15 protein-coding genes are annotated in these 18,630 nt (G+C 69.5%); 12 read left to right on the plus strand and 3 right to left on the minus strand.

The window, feature by feature from the left end; all coding sequences use genetic code 11:
- Window positions 1-172 precede the first annotated feature (172 nt).
- The 8 genes from WS64_RS25200 (at window position 173) to WS64_RS25235 (ending at window position 10,451) form a co-directional block, all read left to right on the plus strand.
- A complete protein-coding gene (locus tag WS64_RS25200) occupies window positions 173-1,561 on the plus strand; it encodes an undecaprenyl-phosphate glucose phosphotransferase (protein WP_060968054.1) in 1,389 nt (462 codons plus the stop codon).
- 128 nt (window positions 1,562-1,689) lie between these two features.
- Window positions 1,690-2,943, plus strand: a complete 1,254-nt coding sequence (locus WS64_RS25205) for a polysaccharide biosynthesis/export family protein (protein ID WP_059645271.1) — start codon at window positions 1,690-1,692, stop codon at window positions 2,941-2,943.
- Window positions 2,940-3,446: a low molecular weight protein-tyrosine-phosphatase gene (locus WS64_RS25210; RefSeq protein ID WP_060968055.1), complete on the plus strand. Its 507-nt coding sequence runs from the start codon at window positions 2,940-2,942 to the stop codon at window positions 3,444-3,446. The genes WS64_RS25205 and WS64_RS25210 overlap by 4 nt, the downstream gene beginning before the upstream one ends.
- Window positions 3,443-5,725: a polysaccharide biosynthesis tyrosine autokinase gene (locus WS64_RS25215; RefSeq protein WP_059645266.1), complete on the plus strand. Its 2,283-nt coding sequence runs from the start codon at window positions 3,443-3,445 to the stop codon at window positions 5,723-5,725. The genes WS64_RS25210 and WS64_RS25215 overlap by 4 nt, the downstream gene beginning before the upstream one ends.
- Window positions 5,722-6,939, plus strand: coding sequence for a glycosyltransferase (locus WS64_RS25220; protein ID WP_060968056.1), 1,218 nt, complete (start codon window positions 5,722-5,724; stop codon window positions 6,937-6,939). Before WS64_RS25215 ends, WS64_RS25220 begins: the two co-directional genes overlap by 4 nt.
- Window positions 6,936-8,099 carry a polysaccharide pyruvyl transferase family protein gene (locus tag WS64_RS25225; protein ID WP_060968057.1) on the plus strand — a complete coding sequence of 388 codons (1,164 nt, stop codon included), beginning with the start codon at window positions 6,936-6,938 and terminating at the stop codon, window positions 8,097-8,099. The genes WS64_RS25220 and WS64_RS25225 overlap by 4 nt, the downstream gene beginning before the upstream one ends.
- Window positions 8,096-9,379 (plus strand): polysaccharide biosynthesis protein, encoded by a 1,284-nt coding sequence (locus WS64_RS25230; RefSeq protein WP_060968058.1) that lies wholly within the window; start codon window positions 8,096-8,098, stop codon window positions 9,377-9,379. The genes WS64_RS25225 and WS64_RS25230 overlap by 4 nt, the downstream gene beginning before the upstream one ends.
- A complete protein-coding gene (locus WS64_RS25235; RefSeq protein WP_060968587.1) occupies window positions 9,369-10,451 on the plus strand; it encodes a hypothetical protein in 1,083 nt (360 codons plus the stop codon). The genes WS64_RS25230 and WS64_RS25235 overlap by 11 nt, the downstream gene beginning before the upstream one ends.
- Here the strand turns inward: WS64_RS25235 and WS64_RS25240 are convergent.
- Complete coding sequence (locus WS64_RS25240; RefSeq protein ID WP_060968059.1) at window positions 10,434-11,435, minus strand: glycoside hydrolase family protein; 1,002 nt, start codon at window positions 11,433-11,435, stop codon at window positions 10,434-10,436. The two genes, WS64_RS25235 and WS64_RS25240, sit on opposite strands and share 18 nt — an antisense overlap.
- 12 nt (window positions 11,436-11,447) lie before the next feature.
- Here WS64_RS25240 and WS64_RS34570 point away from each other — a divergent pair, with 12 nt between their 5' ends.
- Window positions 11,448-11,999: a hypothetical protein gene (locus WS64_RS34570; RefSeq protein ID WP_155720472.1), complete on the plus strand. Its 552-nt coding sequence runs from the start codon at window positions 11,448-11,450 to the stop codon at window positions 11,997-11,999.
- A 51-nt stretch (window positions 12,000-12,050) separates the two neighbouring features.
- Here the strand turns inward: WS64_RS34570 and WS64_RS25250 are convergent, their stop codons facing one another.
- Both WS64_RS25250 and leuA read right to left on the minus strand, forming a co-directional pair.
- Window positions 12,051-13,307, minus strand: coding sequence for a putative Na+/H+ antiporter (locus WS64_RS25250; protein ID WP_060968061.1), 1,257 nt, complete (start codon window positions 13,305-13,307; stop codon window positions 12,051-12,053).
- A gap of 321 nt (window positions 13,308-13,628) precedes the next feature.
- Window positions 13,629-15,338 (minus strand): 2-isopropylmalate synthase, encoded by a 1,710-nt coding sequence (gene leuA, locus WS64_RS25255; RefSeq protein ID WP_208606880.1) that lies wholly within the window; start codon window positions 15,336-15,338, stop codon window positions 13,629-13,631.
- A 916-nt stretch (window positions 15,339-16,254) separates the two neighbouring features.
- Between leuA and WS64_RS25260 the strand changes: the two genes are divergently transcribed.
- The 3 genes from WS64_RS25260 to WS64_RS25270 all read left to right on the plus strand — a co-directional run bounded on the left by WS64_RS25260 (window position 16,255) and on the right by WS64_RS25270 (window position 18,476).
- Window positions 16,255-16,644 (plus strand): fucose-binding lectin II, encoded by a 390-nt coding sequence (locus WS64_RS25260; protein WP_059574709.1) that lies wholly within the window; start codon window positions 16,255-16,257, stop codon window positions 16,642-16,644.
- Window positions 16,645-16,757: 113 nt separating this feature from the next.
- The gene (locus WS64_RS25265; RefSeq protein ID WP_060968063.1) at window positions 16,758-17,579 is read left to right on the plus strand and encodes a fucose-binding lectin II; all 822 of its coding nucleotides are present in this window, start codon (window positions 16,758-16,760) and stop codon (window positions 17,577-17,579) included.
- Between the two features lie 162 nt (window positions 17,580-17,741).
- Window positions 17,742-18,476: a fucose-binding lectin II gene (locus tag WS64_RS25270; RefSeq protein ID WP_060968064.1), complete on the plus strand. Its 735-nt coding sequence runs from the start codon at window positions 17,742-17,744 to the stop codon at window positions 18,474-18,476.
- Window positions 18,477-18,630: the final 154 nt, after the last annotated feature.

Raw genomic sequence — 18,630 nt, forward strand, 5'->3', positions numbered from 1 at the left:
TGATGGTCCCGCGCATTCCTCGTCAATAGAATGAATCGAACGAATCCGATTCGCACCGCGAATCATTCGTCCGATCTCGAATAACTTGACGTGAACCACCCGAGGCGCCTCCACACGCGTATCTCCATGCGGGCCGCATGGGCAAAGCCGGCATGTCGTGAGGCGACGTGAAATGCTGAAAAAACTGCTCAGAAACCGGGCGCTCGCCGTGCTCGTCGCCGACATCGCGATGATCGTCACGATCGCGGTCGTGATGCTGGACGAAACGACCATGTCGCTCGCGGCGCTGCGAACGGAAACCGTGCTCGTCGCGACGAGCGTGCTGTGCGCGACCTTCCTGCTGGGCCTGATCGACCGCGACCTGAGCGACAACGGCGCGCGCATCGCGCGTTATCTGCTTCGCGCGCTCGCGCTATGGCTGATCGCGCAAGGCAGCGTGTTCGTCATGATGATCGCGATGGCCGCGGTCAATGTCGCGTCGTTCGCGTGGTTCGTTCGCTGGACGCTGGGTGTCGCGGTGTCGCTGATCGCGTTTCGCATCGCGCTGTTCGTGTGGCGGTGCCGCCGCGTGCGCGCGCCCAAGCGTTATCGCGCGATCGCGCTCGCGGGGACCGACGAGCGCATCGCGCAACTGGCTTCCGCGGTGGAACGCATGGCTTCGCCGTACCGGTTCGTCGCGATCTATCGGGTTTCGCCGGACGCCGGGGCGAGCGCCGGCGAGCTTCCGGTGCACCGCGACCTCGCGACGTTTGCGAGACACGCGCGGCAGCTTCGCGCGAGCGAGATCTGGATCGCGTTGCCGCTGAGCGAAGAGCGCGCGATCGTCGACGTGATCGAGGAATTCCGTCACGACTTCGTCGATCTGCGGCTGCTGCCCGACGTGAGCCAGCTCGCGCCGTTCGGCAGTCAGGCCGACGAAGTGCTCGGCCAGCCGGCCATCTCGCTCGCCGTGTCGCCGCTGACGCCGCGCGCGCGAATGCTGAAGGCGGCATTCGACCGTACCTTTGCCGCGGTCGCGCTGATCGCGCTGATGCCGCTGCTGCTCGTCATCGGCGTCGCGGTGAAGCTGTCGTCGCCGGGGCCCGTGTTCTTTACGCAGAAGCGGCGCGGCGCCGACGGTGAAACCTTCGACATCTACAAGTTCCGCACGATGAAGCTGCACGTCGAGCGGGATGGCACGGTCGTGCAGGCGATGCGCAACGATCCGCGCGTCACGGCCGTCGGCGCGCTGTTGCGACGCACGAGCCTCGACGAGCTGCCGCAGTTCATCAACGTGCTGCTCGGCGACATGTCGGTGGTCGGCCCGCGCCCGCACGCGGTCGAGCACGACGCGCAATACCGCACGATCGTCGACGGCTACATCCATCGCTACCGGATCAAGCCCGGCATCACCGGATGGGCGCAGGTCAACGGGCTGCGCGGCGCGACCGAACGCGTCGAAAGCATGCAGTCGCGCATCGAGCATGACCTGTACTACCTGCGCAACTGGTCGTTCGCGCTCGACCTGCGCATCATCGGCGCGACCGTGCTGAAAGGGATCGTGCATCCCAACGCCTACTGAGCGGCCCGCCGCGTTCGCGTGACCGGCGAACGCGGCGCGCACTCACCCGAACCCCGCTCGCGCCCGGCTACCCCGGGCCGGGCGCGCGCGGCCGCCGCACCCCGGCGCCGCCATCAAGGAATGATCAGATGAAGACCTCGAACGTTTCGACCGCGGCCGGCGCACGCCGGCGTGCGGTACACGCGATACGCACGGCGTCGCTTGCAGCGCTGGCCGGCCTCGCGCTGTCCGCGTGCGCGCTCGCGCCCGGCATGCGAATGGACGATCACCCGTTCGTCCAGGAACTGCGCGCGACGCGCGCGCCCGATGCGGCGCCGGGCATCGCGCGCGCGGACGCACCCGCGCATCCGGCCGACGACGGCGCACCCGCACGCGCGGACGCGTCGCCTGCGCGCCTGCCCGTGCCGATCGTGCAGATCGACCCGCAGCTGATCCAGCGCCAGCGCGCCGAGAAGGCGGCCGCGACGGCCGCGCTGTCGGCGCTCGACGCCCCCGCCGCTTCGCGCTATCGGATCGGCCCCGGCGACGTGCTGCAGATCACCGTCTGGGACCACCCGGAGCTGGCCGCCGCGCAGCCCGGCTCGCCGCAGACGCCGCCGCGCGCGGCCGATCCGGTTGCCGGGTTCGTCGTCGACGATCGCGGCAATCTGACGTTTCCGTATGCCGGCAAGCTGAAAGTCGCGGGCCTGAGCGCCGCCGACGCCCAGGCGCGCGTCACGCAGGCGCTCGCGCGCGTCTATCGCGACCCGCAGGTGACGCTGCGCGTCGCGTCGTACCGTTCGCAGCAGGTCTATATCGACGGCGAAGTACATGCGCCGGGCGCGCAGGCGGTCAACGACGTGCCGATGACACTCGCCGACGCGCTCGCCCGCGCCGGCGGCTTCACGCCGGCGGCCGACCAGAGCGACGTGACGCTCGTTCGCGACGGTGTGCCGGTGCGCATCGACGTCGCGAAGATGATTCGCGAGCACCGCAATCCGGCCGACATCGTGCTGCGCGGCGGCGATCTGCTGAAGATCGCCGCGCGCGACGACAACGGCGTGTACGTGATGGGCGAAGTCAACCGCCCGCTGCGCGCGCTCCCGAAGCGCAACGGCCGCCTCACGCTCGGCGACGCGCTGCTGCAGGCCGGCAGCATCAACTCGAACACGGCGGATGCCGCGCAGATGTTCGTGATCCGCGGCGATGCGCGCGGCACGCCGACCGTATTCCATCTCGACGCGCGCTCGCCGGTCGCGATGGTGCTCGCGAACGAGTTCGAGCTGGAACCGAACGACACCGTCTACGTCGACGGCAACGGCCTCGTGCGCTTCAGCCGCGTGCTCGCGCTGCTGTTGCCGAGCGTCAACACGGGCGCCGCCGCCGCGCTGGCAACCAAATGAGCGCGCGCCCGTCCCTGCTCGTCGTGTGCGAAGGCAATCTGTGCCGCAGCCCGATCGCCGCCGCGCTGCTGGCGGCACGGCTGCCGCACGCGACGGTCCGCTCCGCCGGCCTCGCGCCGCGCACCGGCCATCCGGCCGATCCGCTCGCCCGCGCCGTCGCGCGCGAGCTCGGTCTCGATCTCGACGCGCACGTGGCCGGCCCCGTCACGGCCGACCTGTGCCGGTACGCGGACCTGATCCTCGTGATGGACCGCGCGCAGCAGCGCGATGTCGAAGCGCGCCACCTGTTCACGCGCGGCCGCGTGTTTCGCCTCGGCGAGCACGCGATCGCGCCCGGCGGCACGCGCGCCGGCTTCGACGTTCCCGATCCCTATCGCGGCACGCGCGCCGACTTCGTGCGCTGCGCATCGCTGATCGCCGCCGCCGTCGACGGCTGGCGCCCGCTCATCCTCGCGCGCTGGCCCGACCGGCCGGCCGCCCTTTCCCCGTCGACCTCATCATGACCGCATCGCCTTCCCGCGAACCCGCTGCCGAAAGCGAGTTCGATCTCGTTCACGCGCTCGACGTGCTCGGCGGCGCACGCTGGACCATCGCCGCCCTGACCGCCGCCGGGCTCGGCGTCGGCGCGCTGTACGCCTTCCTCGCGCCGCCGACCTATCAGGCCGACCTGATGATCCAGACCGACGACGGCGGCGACAGCGCGGCGAAGAACCTGCTCGGCGACGCCGCGTCGTTCTTCAACGTCAACGCGCCGGCCTCGGCCGAAGCGCAGATCCTGTCGTCCCGGCTCGTGGTGACGCGCGCCGTGGACGATCTGCGCAGCTACATCGTCGCGAAACCGAAGCGCTTTCCGCTGATCGGCGATTTCGTGTCGCGCCTGAACGACGGCGTCGTGCAGCCGGGCCTGCTCGGCATCGGCGGCTATGCATGGGGCCAGGAACGCGCGAACGTCACGCGCTTCGACGTGCCGAGGCGCGCGCAAGGCGACACGTTCAGCCTCACGCGCATCGATGCGCGGCGCTATCGGCTGTCCGGCCGGGATCTGCCCGATGACGCGATCGGCCACATCGGCCGCGCGGAAACCTTTGCCACGCGCTACGGCCCGCTGTCGATCGAGGTCGCCGGCTTCGACGCACTGCCCGGCACGCGCTTTCGCCTGATCCGCAACGGCCGCGCCGACACGATCGACGCGCTGCGCACCGCGCTCGACGTGCAGGAAAAGGTCAAGCAGTCGGGCGTGCTCGTCGCGACGCTGCGCGGCGACGATCCGGCCGCGCTGGGCGCCACGCTCAACGCGCTCGCGCAACGCTACGTCGAACAGAACGTCGAGCGCCGCTCCGCGGAGGCCGCGCACTCGCTGGCGTTCCTCCGTGACCAGTTGCCGACCGTCAAGCGGCAGCTCGAGGAGGCCGAGCAACGCTATGCGACGCTGCGCAGCAGCGGGCATTCGATCGACCTCGCCGAGGAAGGCAAGCTCGCGCTGCAGCAGGGCGCGGACCTGCAGACCCGCGTGCTCGAGCTGCAGCAAAAACGCGACGAGCTGTCGCGGCGGTTCCTGCCGTCGCATCCCGACATGGCCGCGCTCGACGCGCAGCTCGCGACGCTGCGGCATCGGCAGGCCGCGCTCGACACGGATCTCGCGCGGCTGCCGCAGCGGCAGCGCGACGAAGTGCGCGCGCAACTCGACGTGAAGGTCGGCACCGATCTCTACACGGCGCTGCTGAACAACATCCAGCAGCTCGAACTGGTCAAGGCCGGCAAGACCGGCAACGTGCGCGTCGTCGATACGGCCGTCGCGCCGGACGATCCCGTGCGGCCGAACCGTCCGGTCGCGATCGGCGTGGGCGCGCTCGTCGGGCTCGCGCTCGGGATGCTGATCGCGTTCGCCCGCGACTTCCTCTATGGCGGCCTGCGCAGCGTCGACGAGATCGAGCGCCACGCCGGGCTGCCGGTGCTGGCGGTCGTGCCGTCCGCCGCCGGCCAGCGCGCGATGATGCGCGCGATCGAGCGTCAGGACGCGGGCCCGCACCTGCTCGCGCTCGCCGAGCCGTACGAGCCGGCGATCGAAAGCCTGCGCAGCCTGCAGACCGCGCTGCATTTCTCGCTTGCACAGGACGCGCGCCCGGTCGTGCTGATCACGGGGCCGGCGCCGGGCGCCGGCAAGTCGTTCGTCGCAGCGAATTTCGCGGCGGTGCAGGCGGCCGACGGCAAGCGGGTGCTGCTGATCGACGGCGATCTGCGCAAGGGGCGCCTGCATCAGTATTTCGGTGTCGCGCGCGACAACGGCCTTGCCGATGCGCTCGCGGCACACGCGGCGCACGACGGCATCGTGCATCGCGCGGTCGAACCGAATCTGGACTTCATCGCGACGGGCGCGTTGCCGCACGCGCCGGCCGCGCTGCTGCAGCGCGCGAGCGTCGGCGCGCTGATCGGGCAATGGCGCGCGCAGTACGACATGGTCGTGATCGACGCGCCGCCGGTGCTTGCCGCCGCCGACGCCAGCTGGCTCGGCAAGCACGCCAGCGCGATCCTGCTGGTCGCGCGCGCCGGCCAGACCAAGGCCGGCGAACTCGCCGAAGCCGCGAAGCGTGTCGCGGGCCACGGCGGCGTGGCGCCCCGTGTCGTGCTGAACGGCATCGACGCGCGCGGCGGGCGCTGCGCGTACGGCACGAAATACGGCGGCTACCGCTACACCGAATACCGCTATGCGAACGAACCCGAGGACGCGTCCGCGCGCGGCTGGCGCGCGGCGCTGCGCCGCCTGACCGGGAGAGCGGCATGACGGTCGCCGATCTGGCCACGCCCCCCTCCCGACACGCGGCCGCCCATGCGCCCACGCGCGCACCCGAGCGCGCCGGACCGCCATTGCGCATCGCGATGGTAGTCGAGGCGGCCGGCGGCGGCGTCGCCGTGCATCTCGTCGACCTGATCGCCGGCCTCCACGCGCGCGCGAACGTCGAGATCCATCTGATCGCGCCGCGCGGCGCGCGTTTCGACGAAGCCATCCTGGCCGACACGCCCCTGCGTTGCGCGTCGTTTCATCGGCTGCCGTTCCGCCGTTCGGTCGGCCTGCACGACGTCGGCGCCGCACGCGCGCTCGCCCGGCTGCTGCATGAGATTCGGCCGGACGTGGTCCACAGCCACAGTTCCAAAGCCGGCGCGCTCGCGCGCCTGTGCGGCGGGCCGTGGAAACAGATCTACACGCCGCACGCCGTGTATACGCTGAACCCGACGCTGTCGGCCGTGAAGCGCCGCGTCTACGGCGGCATCGAGCGCTGGCTCGGCAATCGCCGCTCCGACGCGGTGATCGCCGTCTCCGGCGACGAAGCCGACCACCTGCACGCCCTCGGCATCGCGCGCGACCGGATCCGCACGATCCCGAACGGCGTGACGCCGCCCGCGCTGCTGCCGCGCGAAGCCGCGCGCGCCGCGCTCGGCGTGCCGGACGACGCGTTCGTCATCGGCTTCGTCGGCCGCTTCGATGCGCAGAAGGGCGTCGACCGGCTGGTGCGCATCGCGCGCACGCTCGCCGCACGCGACGACGGCCGGCTGCACATCGTCGCGATCGGCTCCGGCGACTTCAACCGCGCCGCGGGGGCCGAAGCGGACGACCTGCCGCTGAACCTGCGCGTCGCGGGGCGTATCGACAACGCGCGGCGCTACTTCTCCGCGTTCGACGTCTTCGCGCTGCCGAGCCGCTACGAAGGGTTCCCGTACGTATGCATCGAGGCCGTCGCCGCGCAGGTGCCGATCGTCGCGACCCGCGTCGCGGGCGCGGCCGAACTCGTCGACGGCCACCAGGTCGGCCTGAGCGTCGCCAACGACGACGACCCGCGCGAATTCGCCGCCGCGCTCGCGCATCTCGCCGGCTCTCCGGCACGGCTCGCGAGCATGCGCGAGCAGTGCGCGCTCGCCGCCCGTCATTACTCGGCGGACACGATGGTCGAGCGCACGCTCGCCGTCTACCGCGAACGCCTCGAGGAGGTCCCCCGATGAGCGCCCCCGTTCATGTCGCGCTGCTGCACGCATATAGCACGCGCAATTCCGGCGACGGCCTGCTCGTCGACCTGTCGATCGGCCTGCTGCGCGACGCGTTCGGCCCGCACGTGCGGGTCACCGTGGTCGCCGCCGATCCGGCATCGTTTGCGCATCTGCCCGACGTGCATCCGGCGCCGGTGCTCGCGGCGCGCGGCGCGGCCCGCGTCGTGCAGGCAAGCGCGGCGCCGCTGCCGGTCGCGCTCAATCCTTCGCTCGGCGCGCTCGGCCACCTGCTGGACGGCGTCGACCTGATCGTCGGCGTGGGCGGCGGCTACCTGCGCGCGCGCACCGCGATCGAGGCGCTGAAGCTCGAAGCCGGCCACCTGCTGCAGATGCGGCTCGCGCGCGCCGCGCGCAAGCCGACCGTCTACCTGCCGCAAAGCATCGGGCCCGCCGCGAACCGGCCGTGGCTCGCCGCGCATCTGCGGACGATGCTCGGATCGTTCGACGACGTGTTCGTACGCGACGACCGGTCGGTCGCCTTCCTCGCCGGCAACGCGAACACGCGCCGCGCGCCGGACCTGGCGGTACTCGAGTTCGCGCGCCGCCACGCCGGCGTCGCCGCGCGTCGCCCGGCGGCGGACACGCGGCCCGCGCATATCGCGATCGTGCTGCGCAAGCCGCCCGCGTGGAACGACGCGCAGCGCGCGCGCTATCACGCGTCGACCGTCGCGCTGATCGCGCTGCTGCGTCCCGCGTGCCGGCTGACGTTCGCGGTTCAGAGCACCGGCCGCGGCAACGACGACAGCGCGTACTACCGCACGCTCGGCATCGACGCGCCGAGTTCACTCAAGCATGTCCTCGCGCACGACACCCCCGACGCCGTCGTATCGGTGCGCCTGCACGGCGCGCTCGAATCGATCCTGCACGGCGTGCCGGCATACCACCTGAGCTACGAACGCAAGGGTTTCGGCGCATACGCCGATCTCGGCGTGGCCGACTGGGTCGCGAACGCGGCGGATTTCGACGCGGCGGCCGTCGCGCGAACGCTGCTCGCCCCCGGCGCGCTCGCGCGCTTTCGCGACGCGACGCACGGCGGACTGACGCGCCTGCAGTCGGCGCGCGACGCCCTCGTCGCGTCGCTGCGCGACGCCGTGTCCCGGCCGGCCGCGCGATGACGGCGCTCGGCTCCCGGCTCGCGCTGCGCATCGCCGCGCTCGCGATGAAGTTCGCGTTGACGCTCGCGGTCGCGCGCACGCTCGGCTTCGATGCCGTCGCCGCCTACGGCTTCGCCGTCGCCGTGTCGGTCGTCGCGTCGAAAGTGCTCGGGCTCGGCTTCAGCACCGAGCTGAACCGGCGGCTTTCAGGCGATGCGCCGGCGGATGCGATCCGCACCGCGACGCGCGTGTTCGCGCGCTACGGCGTCGTATATGCGGCGCTCTGCGCACCGCTCGCGGTGCCCGGCTGGGCGGCTCGCGTGCTGCACGTCGCGGCGCTGCCCGACCTGCCGCTCGTGCTCGTTGCATGGATCGCATGCGCCGAACACGCGGCGCTCGAAATCAATACCTATCTGTTTTCGCTGCATCGCGCCCGCGTCGCGTCGTGGCTGCTGTTCGTGCGGACCGGCGCGTGGGCCGGCGTCGCGATCGCGGCGCTCGCGGCCGGTGCGATCGGGTCGGTCGAAGCGCTGTTCGTGCTGTGGCTGACGGCCGATGTCGCGGTGGTCGCCATCGGCTGGGCGGTCATCTCGCGCATCGCGCGCGCTCAGCCCGCGTCGCGCACGGCTGCCCGCGCGCCCGCGGGCAGCCTGGCGGCCGTGTGGCGCGACGGCCTGCCGTTCTTCGTCGCATTGCTGCTGATGTCGGTCCTGCAATATCTGGAACGCTTCGTCGCGGCCGGCGCGTTGCCGGCCGCGGAACTGGGCCGGTACGTGTTCGTCTGGTCGATCGCGAATGCGATCCAGACCGTCGCGGCGGCGACCGTCGTCGTGGTCGCCGCGCCGCGCTTCGTGAGCGCGCTCGGCGCGGCGCGCGCCGCGTTCCGACGCGAACTCGCCCGCTCGATCGGCGCATCGTTCGCATTGACGGCCGCCGCCGCCGTCGCGATCGCCGCGCTGCACGGGCCGGTTTTCCAGCTCGCGCACCAGCGCGCCGGGACACTGCAGACGGCCGGCCTCGCGATCCTGTCGACGTCGTTCGTGCTGCGCGCGCTCGCCGACGTGCTGTGGGCGGCGGCCGTCGCGCTGCGCGCGGGCCGGCCGGTCGCGCTCGCGATGGCGGCGCTGACGCTCGCCTGCCTGCCGGTGTCGATCGCGCTGGTTCGCGGCCTCGGCGCGCTCGGCGCGGCGTACGCCCATCTCGCCGCGAGCGTCGCGATGACGGCCGCGCTCGCGTGCATCGTCGCGTCGCGCCGTGCCCGCACGGCCGGCGCGTTACCGGGAGCCGCCGATGCTTCGTAAGCTGATGGCAAGCGGGCCGCTGCTGAGCCGCCGGCTCGTCGATGCGATCGCCGCGTGCGTCGCGCTGCTGTATCTCGCGGTCTATGCGAACGCACGGGCGCTGCTGCCCGAGTTCATCTTCCGCGATGCCGACAAGATCGATACGCAGATCAGCGGCGGCGCGACCTACGACGGCACGTCGTTCGATGCGGTCGGCCGCTTCTATCGCGCGCTCGGCGGCGCGGGCACCAGCGTGTTCGTCGCCGCGCTCGGCGTGCTGTTCATCTGGCTCGCGCTGCGGCAGACGCGTCGCGCCGGCTCGCTGTTCGCCAACCTCGTGCTGATCGCGCCCTGCCTGTTCTTCAACCTGTTCGTCGCCAGCAAGGACACGCTCGTCGTGCTGATCGCGGTGCTGGTCGCGCTCGCCGCGCGCCGGCTCGGCACGGTGCGCACGCTGGCCATCGCCGTCGTGCTGTATGCCGGCTACGCGGCGCTCATCCGCAGCTATTTCGCGCTGATCGTGCTGTGCGCGGGCAGCGCGTGGGCGTTCCGCCGCGCGCCGTTGCCGCTGAAGGTCGTCGCGCTGCTGCTGGCCGGCGCGGCATTCGTCGCGCTGCCCGATTCGGTCTACACGCTGCTTCAGCACCCGCGCGACGTGGCGGTCGACTATCTCGTGTACGAATCGCCGTTCGGCGCGCGGACGAGCTTCTACAATCCGTATCCGCCCGATTCGTTCCTGCATTTCGTCGGCAACTACGCGTACTCGGTCGCGCGGCTCAACCTGCCGATCCTGTTCTCGTTCGACGTGAAAGGCATCTCGATGCAGGGCTTCATCGCGCTCGTGCTCGCATCCGCGTGGCCGCGCGTCGCGCCGCCGGCCGACACGCGCGCCGCGTCGCTGCGCGGCGGCGACACGCTCGCGTGCCTGATACTCGCGCACGTCGCGGTGTCGATGCTGTTCGAACCCGATCTGGGCAGCTACACACGGCATCTGTCGAGCGTCGCGCTGTTCGCCGCCGTGCTGTGGCCGTTGCGCACGGCTCGCGCGGCGGCCCCGTCCGCGCCGCCGGCCGCGTCAGTCGGGCCCGCGTAGCGGGCCCCGGCGATCGCGCAGCGCCCGCGCCACCGCGTCGAGCGCCGGCTTGGGTGTCCCGTCCGCGCGGACGAGGCCGTAGTTCCGCTGCGCGGCATCCGGCCCGTTCGGCGTGTCGGCCCATTCGTAGATCGAGATCAGCGGCGTCATCGATTCATTCGACGCGGCGAGCAACGTCGTCAGGCGTTTCGCCTGGCGCGCGTCGCCGGCGGGGCCGACCGACGTCGCGCCGTCCTCGGTGATCGCAACCGGCAGCCCATAGCGCGCCTGCACGTCGCGCGCGGCCGCGCGAATCCGCGCCGGCGCCATGCCGTACGCGTGGTACGAAATCGCGTCGACGCATCCGGCCAGCGACGGCACGAGCGGCTTCAGCAGCCGATCCGGCACCGAGCCGGCGAACGGCGCGCGCGAGAATGCGAAGCCGATCACCGGCACATGTGGGCGGCGCTCGCGCAAACGCACGCAGACGGCCCGCATGAACGGCGCGAACGTCGAATCGACCTCGCCGGTGGGCCAGTATTTGTCGAGATCGGGCTCGTTCCACAGCTCGATGGCCAGCAGTTGCGCGCGGTATCGGTCGGCAAGCCGCGTCACCGTGTCCGCCAGCGTCGCGCCCGCTTCGGCGAGCGCAGCCATGCGCCGTTCGGCCGGCGCATCGCGCGGCGCGAGCGGTTCGAGCGTGCGGATGGTCAGCAGCACCGGCAATTGCGCGTCGTGCGCCGCCGCGATCGCGGCATCGACTGCGCGGCGATACGCGGGCCGATCCAGCCGGTCGGTCCAGACGCCGATCCGCACGAAATCGAAGCCGGTGACGCGGATGCGCCGGGCGTCGTCCGCGGTGAACGACGGCAACTTGACCTGCACGCCCACGAGCGGCGCGCCATCGTGCGACGGCGCCGGCCAACGCACGCGCTCGCCGGCGCACGCGCATCCGGCCGCCAGCGCGAGCGCGGCGATCAGCGGATAGCGAAAGACGGCATGCATGGATGTCCTGCGATGAAGCGCGACGTGCCGATGCACGAACACGCGGAAGCGGAAAAAAGGCGTGTCGCCGCGGCCATCGCGAGCCCGGCGGCGAAGGCCGTCGGCGCCGCATGGATCGCGATCGCCTTCCAGGCGATCGGCCGCCTCGCGGCGAGATCGGACAGCGACATGATCGCGCACGCGAGCGACGCGAACGCGACCGGAATCACGCAGATCCGGATCAACGGAATGAAGGGTCCACCGAGCGGCTGCGGCGCGGCGGCGTCGGCCCGGTACGGATGGTGTCGTTCATCGAGCGTCCTTCTCGCGAAGAAACGACCGCACGGCGGCGGCCATACGCGTCGAACGCGCACGCGCGAATGCCCGGTGCTCGCATCTGGCAGCGTGATTTTCCGAACGGAAGCCGACATGAAACCGGCTTGCGGCCGCGCCCACCGGCCGCCACGGGACACTCGCGCCTGCACACTCGTCGTGCCGGTGAAAAAAGGGCCGCCCGTTACAGGCGGCCCAACCCAAATCACCACCGGCGGCCCACCCGCCGCCGACGAATTCATTATTGCGTAACGGCCCGACGACGTGAATCAGCCGGGTCCTATTTCCGCGCGATGCCGTCGCTCAGAGCAGCAACAGCGCACCCGTCGCGACCAGCGTCGGCCCGATCGCCGCGGCGAGCAGGCCGGCCACGCTGACCGATTCGTCCGCGAAGCCGCGTCGCACGATCGCGAGCCCGGCGGGATTCGGCGCGTTGGCGATCACCGTCAGGCCGCCGCCCGCGACGGCGCCCGACACCAGCATGTATTTCGCGCCGTCGGGCATGCCGGCGATCAGCGAGCCGAGATAAGTGATCGCCGCGTTGTCCATCACGGCGGTCAGGCCGAGGGCGCCGGCATAGAGCGCGTACGCGTCCATCGATGCGACGATCGGCTGCAGCCACCACTGCTGCAGGCCGCCGAGCACGACGAGCCCGCCGAGGAAGAACGCGACGAGGAGGCTCTCGCGCAGCATCAGCGGCGACTGATGGCGCTCGTACGCGGCCGTGAAGCCGAGAAAGAACAGCAGCAGACCGATGAACACGACCGGATGATGCGCGCCGAGCACGACGCCGACCAGAAAACCGACGTGAACGAGCGTCACGCCCGCCGGCACTGGCTCGCCCTGCGCCGCCGACGCGGCCGCCGGCGCGCCGGCCAGCGCACCGCGCATCAGCGCGACCAGCACCGTCGCGTTGACGAACACCGCGACCGCGGCCTTCCAGCCGAACTGCGCGGCCATGAACGCGCTGTCCCAGCCCCACGCGGCCGCCACCATCAGCACCGGCGGCGCCGCGTAGGCCGTCAGCGTGCCGCCGATCGACACGTTGACGAACAGCACGCCGAGCGACAGATACTTCCAGCGCTGCGCGAGCGGCGCGCGGAACAGCCGGTCGCGCAGGATCAGCGCGGCGAGCGTCATCGCGGCCGGTTCGGTCATGAACGAGCCGAGCAGCGGAATCAGCGTGAGCGACAGCCAGACCGCGGCGACGTTCGTGTCGACCGGCAGCACGCGCGCGATGCGCTGCACGATCCCGGCGACGGCATCGAGAATCGGCCGGCTCGCCGCGATCACCATGATCGTGAACACGAACAGCGGCTCGGTGAATTCGCGCGATTGCGCATAGTCGAGCGCGAGCGCCGGGCCGGCCAGCACGGCCATCGCGATCAGCAGCACGAGCGCCCAGAAGCCGAACACGACTTCGACCTCGCCGAGGAGATGGAACAGGCCCGCATGGCGCGGATGACGATGCGCGAGCCGTTCGAAGCGCTTCGCGACGAAGGTGTGCAATAGCGCGAGCGCGAACACGATCGCGCCGGCGAGTTCGACGGTATGGGGCATGGCGGATTCCTGGAAGACCGGCGAGCGGCTGTGCCGGACAGTCAATGGTGGTAAGCGAACGGGCCGGCGCAATGCCGCCCGTTCGTCGACCTCCGAAGGCTATCGCGTGCACCATCGCGACTAAATCGGACCAGTCCGATTCCGCTGGCCGGGTTACAGCCGATCATCGCGATGCCCGCGATCAGGAACGTATCGCTGTACGCCATCGGCAGCGCCTCGCGCATCACGCCCCACGCATCACGCGCCGATTCACGAGCCGGAGCGCACGCTCGTGCACGCCGGAAATCGCCCCGCCCGGCTGCACGTCCGCCCCTGCCGCGGTTACGCCACGGCCGTCACCGCGCGCTCCGCGTCGAAGAAGGTTGCCCGCGCAACCTCATCCGCACGCGCATACGCGCGGTTCACGCCGCTGATCACCGCACGGATCGACGCGGTCGTCAGGTTCGCGTCGACGCCGACACCGAACGCGCTGCCGCGCACGCCCGTGCCGGCCAGCTCGGCGATCGCGATCGCCTTCGCATCGGCGCCCTGCGACAGCGCGCGTTCCTCGTAATGCTGGATCCGCAGCGGCGTGCGCAGCGCATGCATCAGCGCGTCGAGCGGGCCGTTGCCCTCGCCGCGCAGCACACGGCGCTCGCCGTGCACATCCGCGGTCAGCACGATCGTCTCGCGGCCGTCGCGCTCGGTCAGCTCATGGCCGACATAGCGCAGCGGCGTATCGCTTTCGACGTATTCCTGCTGGAACAGCGACCAGATCTGCGCGCTCGTCACCTCGTGCCCGCTGTCGTCGGTCAGGCGCTGCACGGCCGCGCTGAAATCGACCTGCATGCGGCGCGGCAGCGCGACGCCGTAACCGTGTTCGAGCAGGTACGCGATACCGCCCTTGCCCGACTGGCTGTTCACGCGAATGATCGAATCGTACGTGCGGCCGAGGTCGCTCGGATCGATCGGCAGGTACGGCATTTCCCATACGGCGTCGGCGCGCTGTACCGCGAAGCCCTTCTTGATCGCGTCCTGGTGCGAACCGGAGAACGCGGTGAACACGAGATCGCCGACGTACGGATGGCGCGGGTGGATCGGCAACTGCGTACATTCCTCGGCCGTGCGCGCGACTTCGTTGATCCGCGAGAAATCGAGACCCGGATCGACGCCCTGCGTGTACAGGTTCAGCGCGAGCGTCACGAGATCGACGTTGCCCGTGCGTTCGCCGTTGCCGAACAGGCAGCCCTCGATCCGGTCGGCGCCCGCCATCACCGCGAGCTCGGCCGCCGCGACCGCGGTGCCGCGGTCGTTGTGCGGGTGCACGGACAGGATCAGCGAATCGCGGCGCGCGAGATTCCGGTGCATCCATTCGATCTGGTCCGCATAGTAATTCGGCGTGCCGATTTCCACCGTGGCCGGCAGGTTCACGATCGATTTGCGCTCGGGCGTCGGCTGCCATACGTCGAACACCGCATCGCAGACTTCCTTCGCGAAATCGAGTTCGGTCGCCGTAAACGTTTCCGGGCTGTACTGCAGCGTGAATTGCGTGTCGGTCGCCGCGTCGGCGCAGCGCTTGATCGTGCGCGCCGCGTTCACCGCGAGCTGCTTCACGCCGTCGCGGTCGAGGCCGAACACGATCTTGCGGAATTCCGGCGCGGTCGCGTTGTACAGGTGCACGATCGCGCGCTTCGCGCCGCGCAGCGATGCGAAGGTGCGCTCGATCAGGTCGTCGCGCGCCTGCGTGAGCACTTCGATCGTCACGTCGTCGGGAATGTGGCCGCCTTCGATCAGTTCGCGAACGAAGTTGAAATCGGTTTCCGACGCGGACGGGAACGCGACCTCGATCTCCTTGAAGCCGATCGCCACCAGCGTCTTGAACATCCGCATCTTGCGCGCGCCGTCCATCGGCTCGAACAGCGCCTGGTTGCCGTCGCGCAGGTCGGTGCTCATCCAGATCGGCGCCTGCGTGATCGTGCGCGACGGCCACGTGCGGTCGGGCAGGTTGACGGGCGTGAACGGTCGGTATTTCGTCGCGGGGTTCTTCAGCATCATGATGTCGGTCCTCGGTCTGTTCGTCGGTAAAGCGCGGCGCGGCGGCCATCGGCGTCAGGCGCCGGCTGCCCGCGCAGCGGTGAAAACGGCGGAAAGCGGTAACAAAGCGGCACAACGGCAAAGCGGTACGGCAAACGACGGCCTTGACGGTTGAGCGACCGGGACGAAGCGGAGAGACGACGAAGGAAAGACGAACTCAGGCGCCGGTCGACAACCGGGGCCAGGTCGGTGATGCGGGGAAAATCTGGCGCTTCAGGAAAGAAGCAGATGGAAAGCGCGCAGCCGCGGACCCAGCCCGGAGAAGCGGGCTAGTAGTCGTAGCGGGAAGAGGAACCGGGCGGCGTGCATGACCGGCATCAAATCACAGGGCAGCCACGGCTGTCAACCGGGCGCAGAATCAGTCCAGTCCGATAGGCGCCGGCATCCTCCCTGGCTATGCTTCACGGGTGCGGCACCGGTGAAGTCCTATTCATGTTCGGAGTGAGTCGGTCCATCCTCTTCGCCAGTCGCCGCACACTCCTCCCTTGCAATCGCGCTTCGGTGTGGGCGTTCGACGGTGGCCGGTGGGCGCGGCCACGACAGAGATACCGATGTTGAAACGAAACGCTGCCATATGCGAACGCCGAGCGTCTGCTCCGAAGCGCGATTGCTTCCCCCGCCGCCTCCCCGCTCGCGCATCGTTCACGAAAACGATATACGCATCGATATAGTTTCCCGAATATATCGAAATCGCGCTCATTAAAAACATTTCACTCAATCGATTAGCCTGCCTTTTCGATTTCCTGAACAATAACCATTCTCGTTCGAATATTTTTTTATTTATTTTTCGTCATGCTTTGTACGTCGCGTTTCAAACGGCAAACGTTTGCGCGGCAAGGTTCAGGCCTTATCCAATACTTATCAGGAGGCAAGCATGGCCGATTCTCAAACGTCATCCAACCGCGCCGGCGAGTTTTCGATTCCACCGAATACCGATTTCCGCGCGATTTTCTTCGCGAATGCCGCCGAGCAACAGCACATCAAGCTGTTTATCGGCGACAGCAAGGAACCCGCCGCGTATCACAAGCTGACGACGCGCGACGGCCCGCGTGAAGCCACGCTGAATTCGGGCAACGGCAAGATCCGTTTCGAAGTGTCGGTGAACGGCAAGCCGTCGGCCACCGACGCGCGCCTCGCGCCGATCACCGGCAAGAAGTCGGACGGCTCGCCGTTCACGGTCAACTTCGGCATCGTCGTATCGGAAGACGGCCACGACAGCGACTACAACGACGGCATCGTCGTGCTCCAGTGGCCGATCGGCTGACCTGACGCACGATCGATGGCCGTCCCCGCCGGTGGCCTCCATGGCGGCCGGCGGGTTGCGCCGCGTTCAGCGGGCCCCGCCTGCTCCAGACCCCCTCATCACCGGAGACTTTCATGCCGCTCCTTTCGGCTTCGATCGTCAGCGCACCCGTCGTGACATCGGAGACTTACGTCGACATCCCGGGCCTCTACATCGACATCGCGAAGGCCGGGATTCGCGACGGGAAACTGCAGGTCATCCTCAACGTGCCGACGCCTTATGCGACCGGCAACAACTTCCCCGGCATCTATTTCGCGATCGCGACGAACAAGGGCACCGTCGCGGACGGCTGCTTCACCTATTCGTCGAAGGTGCCGGAGGCAACCGGCCGCATGCCGTTCACGCTCGTCGCGACGATCGACGTCGGCAACGGCGTCACGTTCGTGAAGGGCCAGTGGAAGAGCGTGCGCGGCAGCGCGATGCACATCGATTCGTACGCGAGCCTTTCCGCGATCGGGGAGACAGCCGCTCCCCCGTCGTCGCAAGGCGGCGGCAACCAGGGCGCCGAAACCGGGGGCACGGGGGCCGGCACCGTCGGCGGCGGCGGCGAGCGCGACGGCACGTTCAACCTGCCGCCGAACATCAAGTTCGGCGTCACCGCGCTCACCAACGCGGCGAACGACCAGACGATCGACATCTACATCGACGACAACCCGAAACCCGCCGCGACGTTCAAGGGCGCCGGCGTCCACGACCAGAACCTCGGCACGAAGGTGCTCGATTCCGGCAACGGGCGTGTGCGCGTGATCGTGATGGCGAACGGCAGGCCGTCGCGGCTCGGCTCGCGACAGGTCGACATTTTCAAGAAGTCGTACTTCGGGATCGTCGGATCGGAAGACGGCGCCGACGACGATTACAACGACGGCATCGTGTTCCTGAACTGGCCGCTGGGTTGATCGGCGGCCGTCACGAACGATCGCAATGGCGACGGGCACGACCACGCATTGCGCATCGTTCGGGCAGTCATTTGCAGTCCCACGCTTTGCTCCGCGCGCGGCCCGGTGAAATCCGTTCACCGGGCCGCGCGATGCGAGACCTTCCATCGAGACGAGGACGACATGTCACAACCCTTTACCCACGACGACCTGTACGCACTGCTGCAACTCGCGGGCAACGACGCCACCGCCGTGCAGGCCAACGGCGATCAGGCCGTGCTCGACCGGATGCGCCAGTTCATGACCGCGCAGCTCGTCGAGAAACTGCCGCAATACGACGTGTTCGTCGATATCGCGACGATCCCGTACAGCTTCGACCTCGGCAGTTGGCAGAACAAGGTGAAAACCGATGCGGCAGGCCAGGTCGTCGCGTGCACGGTGACGTGGGCCGGCGCGCCGGGCGTGCTGCCCGGCGCCGCGGCGAAGTTCGGCGTCGGCGCGGTGGTCAATTACTTCTCGAAGGCGACGCCGCAACCCGTGCAGCCGGAGCCCGTGCCGAGCGGCGGCGGCGAACGCGACGGCGTCTTCAACCTGCCGCCGAACATCGCGTTCGGCGTGACCGCGCTGGTCAATTCGTCGTCCCCGCAGACGATCGAGGTCTTCGTCGACGACAACCCGAAACCGGCCGCGACGTTCCAGGGCGCCGGCACGCAGGACGCGAACCTGAACACGCAGATCGTGAACTCGGGCAAGGGGAAGGTGCGGGTGGTCGTAACGGCGAACGGCAAACCGTCGAAGATCGGCTCGCGTCAGGTCGACATCTTCAAGAAGACCTACTTCGGGCTGGTCGGATCGGAAGACGGCGGCGACGGCGACTACAACGACGGCATCGCGATCCTGAACTGGCCGCTGGGTTGAGTCGCGTCAGTCCGACGAGCATCGCCACGCCGCCCGGCGTGGCGATGGGAAACGTTCCCGGGACGGGCCTGCCCCGTCCCGGTTCTTGAAGTTATTGGTTATCAGCAAAGCCGTTTCGCGAAACCGTGCCGCCTTGCGCTATCTCGATCGCCGC

Origin of the sequence: Burkholderia anthina, from assembly GCF_001547525.1 — a bacterium.
GTDB lineage: Bacteria > Pseudomonadota > Gammaproteobacteria > Burkholderiales > Burkholderiaceae > Burkholderia > Burkholderia semiarida.

Bases quoted from the DNA above. Each gene is read 5' to 3' on its own strand.
- leuA (WP_208606880.1), bottom strand. From the start codon at position 15,338: ATGCTGAAGAACCCCGCGACGAAATACCGACCGTTCACGCCCGTCAAC.
- WS64_RS25235 (WP_060968587.1), top strand. From the start codon at position 9,369: ATGCTTCGTAAGCTGATGGCAAGCGGGCCGCTGCTGAGCCGCCGGCTC.
- WS64_RS25230 (WP_060968058.1), top strand. From the start codon at position 8,096: ATGACGGCGCTCGGCTCCCGGCTCGCGCTGCGCATCGCCGCGCTCGCG.
- WS64_RS25210 (WP_060968055.1), top strand. From the start codon at position 2,940: ATGAGCGCGCGCCCGTCCCTGCTCGTCGTGTGCGAAGGCAATCTGTGC.
- WS64_RS25270 (WP_060968064.1), top strand. From the start codon at position 17,742: ATGTCACAACCCTTTACCCACGACGACCTGTACGCACTGCTGCAACTC.
- WS64_RS25250 (WP_060968061.1), bottom strand. From the start codon at position 13,307: ATGCCCCATACCGTCGAACTCGCCGGCGCGATCGTGTTCGCGCTCGCG.
- WS64_RS25260 (WP_059574709.1), top strand. From the start codon at position 16,255: ATGGCCGATTCTCAAACGTCATCCAACCGCGCCGGCGAGTTTTCGATT.
- WS64_RS25265 (WP_060968063.1), top strand. From the start codon at position 16,758: ATGCCGCTCCTTTCGGCTTCGATCGTCAGCGCACCCGTCGTGACATCG.
- WS64_RS25220 (WP_060968056.1), top strand. From the start codon at position 5,722: ATGACGGTCGCCGATCTGGCCACGCCCCCCTCCCGACACGCGGCCGCC.
- WS64_RS34570 (WP_155720472.1), top strand. From the start codon at position 11,448: ATGAAGCGCGACGTGCCGATGCACGAACACGCGGAAGCGGAAAAAAGG.
- WS64_RS25225 (WP_060968057.1), top strand. From the start codon at position 6,936: ATGAGCGCCCCCGTTCATGTCGCGCTGCTGCACGCATATAGCACGCGC.
- WS64_RS25200 (WP_060968054.1), top strand. From the start codon at position 173: ATGCTGAAAAAACTGCTCAGAAACCGGGCGCTCGCCGTGCTCGTCGCC.
- WS64_RS25240 (WP_060968059.1), bottom strand. From the start codon at position 11,435: ATGCATGCCGTCTTTCGCTATCCGCTGATCGCCGCGCTCGCGCTGGCG.
- WS64_RS25215 (WP_059645266.1), top strand. From the start codon at position 3,443: ATGACCGCATCGCCTTCCCGCGAACCCGCTGCCGAAAGCGAGTTCGAT.
- WS64_RS25205 (WP_059645271.1), top strand. From the start codon at position 1,690: ATGAAGACCTCGAACGTTTCGACCGCGGCCGGCGCACGCCGGCGTGCG.